This window comes from Alteromonas lipotrueae (assembly GCF_019249215.1).
In the GTDB taxonomy this organism is placed as follows: domain Bacteria; phylum Pseudomonadota; class Gammaproteobacteria; order Enterobacterales; family Alteromonadaceae; genus Alteromonas; species Alteromonas lipotrueae.
In genome coordinates, this window is sequence record NZ_JAESDI010000007.1 from 54775 (window position 1) to 66662 (window position 11888).

General features: G+C 44.7%; 12 protein-coding genes. 2 read left to right on the top strand and 10 right to left on the bottom strand.

The window, feature by feature from the left end:
• Nucleotides 1-25: 25 nt before the first annotated feature.
• Nucleotides 26-967, top strand: coding sequence for a homocysteine S-methyltransferase family protein (locus tag JKP82_RS09490; protein ID WP_159533703.1), 942 nt, complete (start codon nt 26-28; stop codon nt 965-967).
• Nucleotides 968-971: 4 nt separating this feature from the next.
• On the opposite strand, the gene JKP82_RS09495 is transcribed toward JKP82_RS09490, so the two are convergent.
• From JKP82_RS09495 to ubiG, 5 genes are all read right to left on the bottom strand, one after another.
• Nucleotides 972-1631: a glutathione S-transferase family protein gene (locus tag JKP82_RS09495; RefSeq protein WP_159533705.1), complete on the bottom strand. Its 660-nt coding sequence runs from the start codon at nt 1629-1631 to the stop codon at nt 972-974.
• Nucleotides 1631-2248: a glutathione S-transferase family protein gene (locus tag JKP82_RS09500; protein WP_159533707.1), complete on the bottom strand. Its 618-nt coding sequence runs from the start codon at nt 2246-2248 to the stop codon at nt 1631-1633. Before JKP82_RS09500 ends, JKP82_RS09495 begins: the two co-directional genes overlap by 1 nt.
• Nucleotides 2249-2361: 113 nt before the next feature.
• Nucleotides 2362-3372: a lipase chaperone family protein gene (locus JKP82_RS09505; protein ID WP_159533709.1), complete on the bottom strand. Its 1011-nt coding sequence runs from the start codon at nt 3370-3372 to the stop codon at nt 2362-2364.
• Complete coding sequence (locus JKP82_RS09510) at nt 3372-4313, bottom strand: esterase/lipase family protein (protein WP_420838758.1); 942 nt, start codon at nt 4311-4313, stop codon at nt 3372-3374. The genes JKP82_RS09505 and JKP82_RS09510 overlap by 1 nt, the downstream gene beginning before the upstream one ends.
• A gap of 346 nt (nt 4314-4659) precedes the next feature.
• Nucleotides 4660-5472 carry a bifunctional 2-polyprenyl-6-hydroxyphenol methylase/3-demethylubiquinol 3-O-methyltransferase UbiG gene (ubiG, locus tag JKP82_RS09515; RefSeq protein WP_159533711.1) on the bottom strand — a complete coding sequence of 271 codons (813 nt, stop codon included), beginning with the start codon at nt 5470-5472 and terminating at the stop codon, nt 4660-4662.
• A gap of 167 nt (nt 5473-5639) precedes the next feature.
• Here ubiG and JKP82_RS09520 point away from each other — a divergent pair, with 167 nt between their 5' ends.
• Complete coding sequence (locus JKP82_RS09520) at nt 5640-5999, top strand: DUF2237 family protein (RefSeq protein WP_159533713.1); 360 nt, start codon at nt 5640-5642, stop codon at nt 5997-5999.
• A gap of 57 nt (nt 6000-6056) precedes the next feature.
• On the opposite strand, the gene JKP82_RS09525 is transcribed toward JKP82_RS09520, so the two are convergent.
• The 5 genes from JKP82_RS09525 to hemH form a co-directional block, all read right to left on the bottom strand.
• Nucleotides 6057-7487 (bottom strand): aldehyde dehydrogenase family protein, encoded by a 1431-nt coding sequence (locus JKP82_RS09525; protein ID WP_218396781.1) that lies wholly within the window; start codon nt 7485-7487, stop codon nt 6057-6059.
• 9 nt (nt 7488-7496) lie between these two features.
• Nucleotides 7497-9137 carry an acetolactate synthase large subunit gene (locus tag JKP82_RS09530; protein ID WP_159533717.1) on the bottom strand — a complete coding sequence of 547 codons (1641 nt, stop codon included), beginning with the start codon at nt 9135-9137 and terminating at the stop codon, nt 7497-7499.
• Nucleotides 9138-9316: 179 nt separating this feature from the next.
• Nucleotides 9317-10195, bottom strand: coding sequence for a dioxygenase family protein (locus JKP82_RS09535; protein WP_159533719.1), 879 nt, complete (start codon nt 10193-10195; stop codon nt 9317-9319).
• Between the two features lie 95 nt (nt 10196-10290).
• Complete coding sequence (locus tag JKP82_RS09540; protein ID WP_159533721.1) at nt 10291-10704, bottom strand: DUF4112 domain-containing protein; 414 nt, start codon at nt 10702-10704, stop codon at nt 10291-10293.
• 36 nt (nt 10705-10740) lie between these two features.
• Complete coding sequence (gene hemH / locus JKP82_RS09545; RefSeq protein ID WP_159533723.1) at nt 10741-11820, bottom strand: ferrochelatase; 1080 nt, start codon at nt 11818-11820, stop codon at nt 10741-10743.
• Nucleotides 11821-11888: the final 68 nt, after the last annotated feature.

Consider the following 11888-nt stretch of genomic DNA (forward strand, 5'->3'; position numbering starts at 1 on the left):
TATGTTAAACAAAAGCAGGGGTAACGTGGTTACAACTTCACTCACAGGCAAGGCTACAAAAGCCTCATCGGTAGGGACATCGTCAAACGTTATAATTCTTGATGGTGGATTAGGCCGAGAATTAGAAAAAGTTGGAGCCCCCTTTAGGCAACCTGAATGGTCGGCTCTTTCATTAATCGAAGCGCCCGATTTAGTAGCCCAAGTACATCAGAACTTCGTGGATGCGGGTGCAAAAATTATTACCACCAACACTTACGCGTTAGTGCCTTTTCATATAGGGCAAAAACAGTTTGATGAGCAAGCATTTTCGCTCGCAGAGCGCGCGGCCACTATTGCCAGCAATATGGCTAAGAAGCGTGATGTGTCTGTTGCTGGCTGTATTCCTCCGGCTTTTGGCTCTTACAAACCTGAGCTATTCTGTGCCGAGAAACTCGCTGCTATTTTGCTGCCGTTGATTGAAGCACAAACACCCTACATCGACTTTTGGCTTGTAGAAACCGTATCTTCGGTAGAAGAAGCCATCGCCGTAACCTCTTTAATAAAAAAACACTCATCTAAACCAATTTGGCTTTCTTACTCACTCAGTAATCGTCATGACTTTTCAAACCCTGTTACCTTACGTTCTAGTGAGCCACTGAATGCAATACTGCCCACACTAGAAAACTTGGATGCCGTGTTGTTTAACTGCTCGCAGCCTGAAGAGATGGAAGCAGCCATTACGTTTACGCACTCGCACAATGCCGATATTCCCATTGGTGTTTATGCCAATAGTTTTTCAGAGCATGTTAGAAAGCACGATGCTAATGAAATGCTGTCTACGTTGCGTGAGGATGTCACCCCTGAAAAATATTTAGCGTACGCACAAACGTGGGTGAACGCTGGCGCTTCGATTGTGGGCGGATGTTGCGGCATAGGCCCTGCGCACATAAAAGTACTGGCGCAGGGATTCGTTAACACATTAGAGTAACGTGCTATCGGGTTACCACTTTTTTAGCGCCTTTTATTAACGCTTCTTTATCGATTTTATTGGGAACTTCAACGCCACGGCGCGCCGCAGGGCGTGCCTCGATACTGTTTTTCCAGCGAGTTAAATTATCTAGCCCTTCAATGCTCACGCCCGACCATTCATAGGTTCGCACCCAGCACCAGTTCGCCATATCGGCAATGCTGTAATCACCGGCTAAATATTCGTTGTCTTTCAATCGACCATCTAGCACCGTAAACAATCGGCGTACTTCATTTTGATATCGGTCGATAGCAATGGGGATTTTTTCTTCTAAATAGCGATGGAACACATTCGCCTGCCCCATCATTGGCCCAACCCCCCCCATTTGAAACATAACCCATTGCATTACTTGGCTTCGGCCTTTGGCATCTGTGGGTAAAAATTTACCCGTCTTTTCAGCTAGGTAAAGCATGATAGCGCCAGATTCAAAAACCACATGGTCGCCTTCGCTTTTATCCACAATAACGGGGATTCTGCCATTCGGGTTCATGGCGAGGAACTCAGCGTTTTTTTGCTCGCCTTTCATTAAATTTACGGCGTGCACAGTATAATCGAGTTCCATTTCTTCTAGTGCTACTGACGCTTTCCAACCATTGGGTGTGGCTGCGGTGTATAAATCTATCATTAGGCTTTTGCACTCGCTCTGCTGCTAACGTTGTCGTACCAACGTTGTAGATTAGTTTGTTCATCTTTAATTCGAATATTGATCACCCGTGCAAAATCGATGGCACATAGCGCAGTAATATCCGCAATGGAAAAAGTATCTCCCGCTATGAACTCGTGTAGTTCGAGTCGGCGTTCGAGAATATTAAAGTACTTCGAGGCATTGATACCGGCTTCTTTACCGTATTCCGGTACCGGCACCATTCTGTCTTTAAAATAACCTGTGGTGTGTTGAAAGCACATGCCTACTTGTAACATTAGCGCCATTTCAACTTGCCGTTGCCACATCGAAATAGTGGCTTTTTCAATAGGGGTAGCGCCTAATAATGAAGGCTCAGGATGAATGGCTTCAAAGTAAGTACAAATAGCGTCGGTTTCTGCAATACAAGTACCGTCATCCAACTCTAAAATAGGAATTTTACCTAGTGGATTTTTAGCGCGCATTTCTGCGCTTAAATTTTCACCCTTTTGAATATCTACTTGTACATACTCTATTTGTGACTTATCTATCCCTTTTTCGGCAAGGAACATGCGAACACGGCGAGGATTAGGCGCTGTTTTGGTCTCGTAAATTTTCATGGGCAATATCGTATTGTTAGGATGTAAACAACCAGACTAGTACTGCTTGCGCATGGGTTCAAATCATATTCCATTAGGGTACAACTATTAAAAGTTTGAATGGTTATACCTGTTCACGGATTTGCGTCGATTAACACTCGCAGCCGCTTTTGTTCGGTCTTCGAGAAGTGAGTGTGCCTGTACGTTGACAAGGCATCTTGCCGTGCATCCTCTTTCATTCCGCTAGCGCTTATGAGTTGCTGATATTTGCGGTAGGCATCTACGCGTTGTTGCCATAGTGCTTGCGCCTCCCATAATGCCGAAAACCGCTCGGCTGTCTGATGGCCAAATTCAGCTGCAATGGCGTGGTAACGAGACTCTGAATCTACAAGTTTTTGCTTAAGTTGATTAATTTTCTCCATGTTTAAGGTAGGTTGAAATGCCGCTTTTGCTTGCTTATCTAATGCGTTTAATTGACCAAAGATTTCATTGCGTTTTTGCTCCCTCGAGAGGCCCCGATCGTTAGCAATAGCAAGACGGGCAAGAGCCCTTGCGTCAATGGCCGTATCGGCAGAAAACAAGTACTCATACTCTTGTTGAGAAAAGTAACTAAGTCGCAGCTTGTCTCTCGTTGCTAGCTTTTGTTCAACGTCACTTAACGAAATACCAGCATAAGTAACATCGGTGACGGTGCTCTCTTTTGATACAGTGAGCACCTTTTCGATTTCGGCATCGGTAGTTGCCAATGCCACTTTATATTCAACATATCGGGTGAATACATCAGCGGCGTATATGGCCGACCTAATCTCATACATATTATTAGCATTTACAGCAAACCGTTCAGTAACCTCGCTATCTGAAGCACCTTTATTAGCAAAAATAAAGCGATCGAAATTGTCTTTTACACCAAAATATAAGGTGAATACTGGCAATTTTGAGCCGTGGTCATTGAGTTTCTTGACTGGCTGAAGCGCTTTTTTAATTTCAGTTTCTGTCGCTTCTTTATTGGGTAATGCTGACGTTGAAAGTTGGCGATTTTCACGTATCTCCCCATCACCAACATTCTGACTCTCGCTTATTGAAATAATAACTACGAGTACGAAAAAGAGGGCAACGCCCCCTCCCATTAATACCCACCTGCTCATTATAAGCCTTGGTTTTTCAAACGGTTGGCTTGGTCAACAAATACATCCACTGGATTCGTTTCAAACCAATGGGTGATGCCAAAGCTTTGGTTAACTTCATCAAGGTGGTTCATCTTGTAGTTATCTTTAAGCACTTTACCTAAATGAGAACTGCACGAAGACACTAACCCATCATTGGTTTCACCAAATGCTAATCCAGTGATGGCAAGAAAAGGGTCAACCACGTCCAGCGCATTTGTGTAAGTTCTACCACCACTCCAAGAATAATAGTAAACACCATTCTCGCCTACCTGTTTGCCGTCATTGCGGCAGTAGGCCGAGGGCATGCCTTCGGGGTAACGAGCGTTGAAGGCCACTGAACCAGAGGTGGATAGCGAGGTTAGTGCCGCCACAGAATCTGTGGGTTTATCTCGAGGATCTGAACCCGATGCAAGTTCGATAAGATTAGCAAAAGCGTCGGTGATCAACCCCACCGTACCTTCTTGTACAGACCCTTCCGTAAGACCACTTTTTAATACATCTGCCACAGCGCTTCCCCAGTTCACACCAGCTACCGATGTCACTGACGCCACTTTACTTGGTGCTACGCTCGCGGCATACCTTGCTGTTGGGCCCCCATGGCTATGGCCAATTAGGTTAACTTTCTGGGCGCCAGAAAGTGCAAGTACATCGTCAATATAGTTGAGCAACTGCTCTCCCCTCACTTCGGTTGAATTAGAAGGAGACACTTCTGCGATATAAACTACTGCGCCGTTTCGAGATAGTTTTTGAGGCACCTTGTAAAAGTAATCTACAAACAAGATGTCATCAAAGCCGAAGAGACCGTGAACCAGTACAATAGGGTATTGTGTTTTAGCATAGTTGCCTGCCCAAGATTGAGATGGCAATACTGCGACAAGCAAAAACAGCATGAGCGTTGTTATTTTCGTTCTTAGTTTCATTGCATGTTCCTTGAATTATAAACATTAGTGGTCTGAGGCCAGACCTGTGTTATTTCTATGTTAAATTAATGTAAATAACAAGGAAAATGAGAGAGTCATGCTCAGCTGATTTGGTTTAAGGTTTTAGTGGCGAGCTTGGTTATCGAGGAGCATAAATGTAAAACACTTTATATTCAGAGGGCTAGTCCTCTGAAAGGGTATGCGCCCTCATACTATTTAATGCGCGAATAAAGAAAATAGCGAGAGTGAATAGCTGACGAAAGTAAATAGTAAGTAGCGGCCACATTCATAATAGGTCGCATTTAAATAGGCCTACGACGAGAGGGCAATGTACCTACTATTGGGTTTATAACGTACGAAGGTAAACTTGGAGATAATTTACACTGAGGCTAGGCGTAAGTTTCCATACATTGGTGAGTGGATTTAATGCCATGCCGGTCTCATGACTAAGCGTAAACTCTTTACCTACCCATTGGTTGAGTTCAGTGGGTTTAACAAATTTTTGCCAGTCGTGAGTACCAATGGGTAAATATCGCATGACATATTCAGCGCCTACAATCGCAATAATAAAACTTTTAATGGTTCTATTTAACGTGGCAAGCACCAATAATCCGCCTGGCTTCACTAGGCTTGCACACTCTTGTACTAATTGCGCTTGGTCAGGCACATGTTCAACAACTTCCGCATTAACTACTATATCAAATTGGCGATCTTGACTTACTAAGTCGGACGAAAGCCCATGTATGTAGTTAACCTTCACATTGCTTCGCTTCGCGTGCCGTTTCGCCACTTCAATACTCATGGCGCTTGCATCTATGCCTGTGACATCCGCCCCCTTTAATGCAAGCGGTTCACTGATGAGCCCACCACCACATCCAATATCTACGATTGAAAGCCCTGTGAAAGGCTTTGTTTTATCAATGGAATTCGTTTGGGAATTTGCTGTAGACGCATTTTGAGAAAAGCCCTGCGCTTGCCCACTTTGTAAAAAGTGACTGGTTATTTGAGACTCAATCACAGATAGCCGTGCACGATTAAAATCTAACGCGGTTTTGTAATTTCCATTGGGATCCCACCAGCTTTCTGCTAGCGCATCAAAGCGGTCAATTTCCTGCTGAGAAAAATTAATGGGCGCTGATTTTTGGCTTTTATCTAACATGCACTAACACCAGTTTACAAAATAGGAAGTCATTCAAATCTATCTACGCTAGGTTCCCGTAACTAGAACACTTGGGGCATTGTGCAAGCACCGCCTTGCAGGTGCCTGAGTTTTACTAGAAATAGGTATACAATCAATGCTTATACGCGCAAAAAGAGGTATTCGTTTTGGCTAATGCTAAAAATGTCTATGGACGACCACTACAACTGTGTTGCGGTAACACAGGTTACACCAGAGAAGGCTTTTGCTATGTGCCCGATGCAGATGTGGGTAACCACAGTGTGTGTGCGGTAGTTACCAATGAATTTTTACAATTTTCCCTCCGCCAAGGCAATGACTTGATCACGCCTTGGCCCAGTATGGACTTTGCAGGCTTACTTCCCGGCGATAGATGGTGCTTGTGCGCCGCCAGATGGTTACAGGCTTATGAAGCGGGGGTTGCGCCCAAAGTTAGATTAGAAGCAACCCACGAGCGTGCGCTTGATATTATTCCTCTAACCACCCTTGAAGCCTTTGCAGCGGAGTAAAAAAGCGGGGGCTCCCATCAGAAGCGCCCGCTTATTAACTATGTTGCCTATTAAAGCCTAGGGCGTTCGAATAACCATTAGGCGTGTTTCTGTCATGTCTTCTATGGCATAGCGAATACCTTCGCGGCCAAGACCTGAATCTTTTACACCGCCATAAGGCATATTATCTACACGCCAGCTGGGAACATCACCTATTACTACTCCACCCACTTCAAGCACGTTCCAAGCTTTATGGGCTTTATAGATATCACGAGTAAAAATACCCGCTTGTAGCCCATATCGACTGTTATTCACTTCCTCTAAGGCACTGTCGTAATCGTCGAACGGCTGCAAAATAGATAACGGACCAAACGCTTCTTCAGCGTTGGCATCACAGCCTTTTGGCACGTTCTCCATGACTGTCGCTTGCAGCATGGCACCGTCTCTTTCACCGCCGCATAGCAAACTTGCGCCAGCTTCTTTCGCGTCATTAACCCAACCTTCCAAACGCTTGGCCTCACTTTCTGAAATCATGGGGCCAATGAAAGTATCTTCATCGCTAGGATCGCCAGACACTAAGCCTTCAACCCGTTCTACATAGCGAGACTTAAATTCATCGTAGATTGAAGAATGCACCAATAAGCGCTGCACAGAAATACAGCTTTGACCAGACTGGTAATAGGCCCCAATGATAATTCGGTCGATAGCATCACTTATGTCAGCATCTTCATCTACTATACAAGCGGCGTTACCACCAAGTTCCAACACCACAGGCTTCTTGCCTGCTTTCGCTTTTAGCGCCCAACCTACATCAGGTGAACCCGTAAAACTAAGTAGCTTCAATCGCTCATCGGTCGTAAATAAATCGGCACCATCGCGGCTACAAGGAAGAATTGAAAATGCCCCTTTGGGCATCAACTCGCACTCGGCTAACACTTCGCCAATAATCAATGCACCAATGGGGGTGCGAGAAGCGGGCTTAAGCACAAACGTACACCCAGCAGCAATAGCCGGCGCCACTTTGTGCGCGGCTAGGTTCAGCGGAAAGTTAAACGGAGAGATAAACGAACAAGGGCCAATAGGCACTTTCTTCGTCATACCTTGGTAGCCTTTGGCGCGGGCAGAGATTTCTAAATTAACCACTTCCCCGTTAATTCTCACCGATTCCTCAGCGGCTATTTTAAAAGTATCAATTAGCCGACTGACCTCGCCTTTAGCATCCTTAATCGGCTTACCTGCTTCAATACACAGAGCTTTACCTAGTTCATCCGCACGTTCAGTGAATCGCTTAACGCAATGTTCTAATATCGCTTGGCGCTCGTAGGGCGCCAATGCCGTCATTGCAGGCTGTGCTTTTTCGGCAGCCTCAATGGCCTTATCAATGACTTGTGCATCGGCTAATGCCACTTTTGTGGCCACTTCGCCTGTGTATTTATTGGTTACGTCTAAATCGGTATTTGCAAAACAAGGTTCGCTTGCAAGGTAATAGGGATAGCTGCCTTTTAACATGATCACTCCTTATAATTTCGCGCTTAACTCGGCAATCGTCTGGTTCAGTGTTTTATCGTTCATGCTGTAGTCTACGGGGCAATCAATAACGTGAACACCTGGTGTCCTTAAACAACTCTCCACCATAGGAATGAGCAATTCTGTGCTGTCTACACGCCAACCATGAGCACCGTAACTTTTTGCATACTTCACAAAATCCGGATTGCCGTAATCCAAACCAAATTCATCAAACTGCATATTAGCTTGTTTCCACTTAATCATTCCGTACGCATCGTCACGCAGGATGATCACAACTAGGTCAAGCTTAAGACGAACCGCGGTTTCTATTTCTTGGCTGTTCATCATGAAGCCGCCATCGCCGCATACGCTCATAACAGGCACATCAGGCTTCACCAGCTTTGCTGCTATTGCCGACGGTAAACCAGCGCCCATTGATGCTAACGCATTATCTAGCAACAAGGTATTGGGGTGGTACGCGGGGTAATTGCGAGCAAACCAGATTTTGTACACACCGTTGTCTAGGGTCACTATGCCATCATCTGGCATGACCTTCCTGATGTCACGCACAAAGCGTTCCGGCAGAATGGGGAATCGATTATCGTTTTCTGCTTCCGCTCTGTGTCTTTCATAGGCATCGTGCACGTCTTTGTAAAAGTCGAGCTTCCAGTCACTTTGCGGTGTAATTCCTTCTTTAATTTGCCAAATGCTATTGGCAATATCCCCCACTACCTCAAGCTGTGGAAAATACACAGGGTCCACGGCGGCTGACTCGAAGTTCATATGAATCACTTTCTTGCCATTGTCATGCATAAAGAATGGCGGCTTTTCCACCACGTCATGGCCAACATTAATGATAAGGTCGGCTCTCTCTATCGCTCTGTGCACAAAGTCATGATCAGATAATGCCGTATTTCCAGCGAATCTAGGGTCACTTTCATTTAGCACCCCTTTACCCATTTGCGTAGTCACGAACGGTATACACGTTTTATCGACAAACTCGCGCAGCATTTTTGCGGTTAATTTCCTATTTGCCCCCGCTCCAATTAACAACAACGGAGAGGTAGCTTCTTCAATCATTGAAATGGCTGATGAAATTGCTTTGTATTCGGCGATGGGGCGTCTTGATGTACTAGGCGTTAACAATGGTACTGAGGTGTGCTCATCAGCAACATCTTCCGGAAGCTCTATATGGACAGCACCAGGGCGCTCTTCCGATGCTAACCGAAATGCTTCGCGTACTACCGAGGGAATACGGTCACCGCTGACCACTTGCGTAGTAAATTTAGTAATGGGGCGCATCATGTCGACAATATCGATAACCTGAAATCGGCCTTGTTTACTGGTTTTAATTGGCTTTTGCCCCGTGATCATTAACATGGGCATAGCGCCAAGCTGTGCATACGCGGCTGGAGTAACGAGGTTTGTGGCACCGGGCCCTAAAGTAGATAAGCACACACCCACTTTACCGGTTAATCTACCGTAAGTGGCGGCCATAAAGCCCGCGCCTTGTTCATGGCGGGTGAGTACGAGTTTAATTGAGGAGGTTCTTAACGACTCAAGCAAGTCGAGGTTTTCTTCGCCAGGAATACCAAAGATGTACTCTACACCTTCAGCTTCCAACGCTTTTACGAAAAGGTCAGACGCTTTCATTAATCCTACACTCCATTTTCCGTTAATTTTTACGTGGCAAACACGTATTAGTAAAGGTTGCTACGCAATGAGTATAGATAACGATTAGTGTGGTATTTATGAATCTAGGATAATTACTTAATTTAAACGCTGATCTAGGCTTCATAGCCAGTTAATGCCATGAAGCCTATTCAATAATGCTAAGCGCTCAGCATAATTCGTTTATAGGCCAGCAGAGAGCCATCGCTGTTTTGTGCGGTATTGAATAAATAACTGTCGGAATCACTGCTAAACACAGTGTCGCTTCCAAGCAAGGTATCAGGCGCGCCTCGATGTTCGTAATCAGTGTGATTGACGCAAATGTCTTGCACAAACGTATCTGAGAAACCAAATTGAGAGATAAGTTCATCGCTATTATTTTGCTTTATTCTAAAGTGAATATGAATAGCGCGACTGCTATACCAACCAGGGAAGCAACTTTTAAGATTAATACGCCCGCTCGCATCGGTAACGGCGATACCTCTAAACCACTGTGACTGTAAAGCGTCGCTATCGTTTCCTGTGCAAAATGAGGTATTAAAATTGCTGCTATCTGCACTACTGCTGGTATCGCCAGAATAAATCCCATCTACATCGCAATGCCATACTTCAATTTCATATCCTGATAACGGGGCACAGCTTTCGTCTACCAGTTGTAAACAAAGCATCATTGGCAGGCCAGTTTGCTCATCTGAAATATCGTCTAAGTATTCACTTTGAAAATAACATGGACCTTCTGTTAGCGCCTGAGTAAGAGTAATCGAGCAGGCGGAAGTGTCGTCAAAAAGCGAATCATCAGGAAAGTCGTCGGTCATTGAGGACGTTCCGCCAGAAGCCCAACCATCTGTCGTATCAGCGATATCGTCCGATACATCATCAGACGTATCGTCGGAGGTACCCGTATTGAGATTTGAAGACGAATCAGAACTTGAACCGCCACATCCCATAAACGAAAATACTAAGGGAATGGCAGAAACACCTGCTACCGCCTTTATTATTGTTCGCCGATTTACCAGCAAGACATTGTCTATTTTTGTCATAACCCACCTGAGAATGTTGAACCATCGATTGCATAATCTTGATTCAAAATCTCAGATAAAGTTTTATTCTTTACTCTACCTTTACAGTCGAAAAGTTATTCTTTATCTAGCGCGGCGCTCCACTTCGCCAGCTTCTTTTGGGTTGCACTATCTACATCGGCTTTATTTTCGCTTATCCACCACTTTTCCATTAAGCGTACGTTCTTTTGGTTTGCTTTATAAAATACGTCAACGATATCGCCAATGAAGGGAACAAAGCCTAAGCCAAAATCGATAGCGGAATTCTTTACCATTTGCGCAACCAATGCACTGGGCATTCCCAATGATTTCCCCAGCCACACAATGCGTAAAGAAACGAGCAGCATTAGTGCATCACCCGCACCTGGAATAAGGCCAACGATAGAGTCTAGGCCTATCCGAATAGGAATAATCGGTAACTTAACAGCGGTATCAAGTAAATTTGCTAACTTTTGTGCTTTTAACAGTGCCTTTGGGGCTTTACTATCCATGTTTAGCTACCTTATTAACGTAATAACAAATACTGGCTATTTATCGGCACCTAAGGCGCGAGCTAAGCCAGCTCGTAGTGCAGTATCTTTATTCACAGTCCAACCATGTAAATTCTCTTTAACTAAATCAAACAGCATATCGATATGTTCTTCGTCACTGTTCAGCGCAGGAATATACTCGTATTTTTCACCACCCGCTTCCATGAAGTATTCACGATTTTCTTCACCTATCTCTTCAATAGTTTCTAAGCAGTCTGCAGAAAAACCTGGGCACATCACTTGAATTGATTTCACCCCATTGCCTGGCAAAGACTTCATCGTTTCGTCAGTATAGGGTTTTAACCACTCTGCTTTACCAAAACGAGACTGGAAGGTAGTCATGTACTCGTCATGAGTTAGCCCGAGTTCTTCTGCTAACAAGCGTGATGTCTTATGACATTCACAGTGATAGGGGTCGCCGTTCAACAAGTAACGCTTTGGAATACCATGATAAGAAAGAATAAGCTTGTCAGCTCTTCCATGTTCTTCCCAATATGCGCGCACTTTATTTGCCAACGCTTTAATATAATCAGGCCTGTCGTTGTAATGATTCACAAAACGTAGTTCTGGTAACCAGCGGCGCTTAGTAAAGTCTTTCGCAATAGCATCAAAGGTAGACGCCGTAGTAGAGGCGCTATATTGAGGGTACAAAGGCAATACCACTAACTTTCTTACACCTTGCGACAACATGCGTTCAATGGTGTCGCTAATAGCAGGGTTGCCGTAGCGCATAGCAAAATCAACCACGACATCGTCGCCATATTCTGCTTTGCAACGCGCCTCTATTGCCGTTGCTTGGGCTTTCGTAATAGTCAGTAACGGTGAACCTTCTTCCGTCCAAACGGTTTTATAAGCTTCAGCTGAACGCTTAGGGCGAGTATTTAATATAATGAGGTTTAAAATGAACCACCAAAGCGCACGAGGGATCTCTACTACCCGTGGGTCTGAAAGAAACTCTTTTAAGTAAGGGCGCAAGGCGGCCGCAGTGGGGCTTTCAGGTGTACCTAAATTGGTAACCAACACGCCTATTTTGTCTGATTGACTGTGAGTAAAACCCTGATTGCTTTTGAACTTCATCAACTATTCCGCACTGAAAAAACAATATAACTAGTATACTGAATTTACGGCAATTTTGGGTGAATAGA

Excerpts from the sequence above, each read along its gene's own strand:
- JKP82_RS09500 (WP_159533707.1), bottom strand. The coding sequence starts at position 2,248 with ATGAAAATTTACGAGACCAAAACAGCGCCTAATCCTCGCCGTGTTCGC.
- JKP82_RS09495 (WP_159533705.1), bottom strand. The coding sequence starts at position 1,631 with ATGATAGATTTATACACCGCAGCCACACCCAATGGTTGGAAAGCGTCA.
- JKP82_RS09525 (WP_218396781.1), bottom strand. The coding sequence starts at position 7,487 with ATGTTAAAAGGCAGCTATCCCTATTACCTTGCAAGCGAACCTTGTTTT.
- hemH (WP_159533723.1), bottom strand. The coding sequence starts at position 11,820 with ATGAAGTTCAAAAGCAATCAGGGTTTTACTCACAGTCAATCAGACAAA.
- JKP82_RS09540 (WP_159533721.1), bottom strand. The coding sequence starts at position 10,704 with ATGGATAGTAAAGCCCCAAAGGCACTGTTAAAAGCACAAAAGTTAGCA.
- JKP82_RS09510 (WP_420838758.1), bottom strand. The coding sequence starts at position 4,313 with ATGAAACTAAGAACGAAAATAACAACGCTCATGCTGTTTTTGCTTGTC.
- JKP82_RS09535 (WP_159533719.1), bottom strand. The coding sequence starts at position 10,195 with ATGACAAAAATAGACAATGTCTTGCTGGTAAATCGGCGAACAATAATA.
- JKP82_RS09505 (WP_159533709.1), bottom strand. The coding sequence starts at position 3,372 with ATGAGCAGGTGGGTATTAATGGGAGGGGGCGTTGCCCTCTTTTTCGTA.
- JKP82_RS09530 (WP_159533717.1), bottom strand. The coding sequence starts at position 9,137 with ATGAAAGCGTCTGACCTTTTCGTAAAAGCGTTGGAAGCTGAAGGTGTA.
- ubiG (WP_159533711.1), bottom strand. The coding sequence starts at position 5,472 with ATGTTAGATAAAAGCCAAAAATCAGCGCCCATTAATTTTTCTCAGCAG.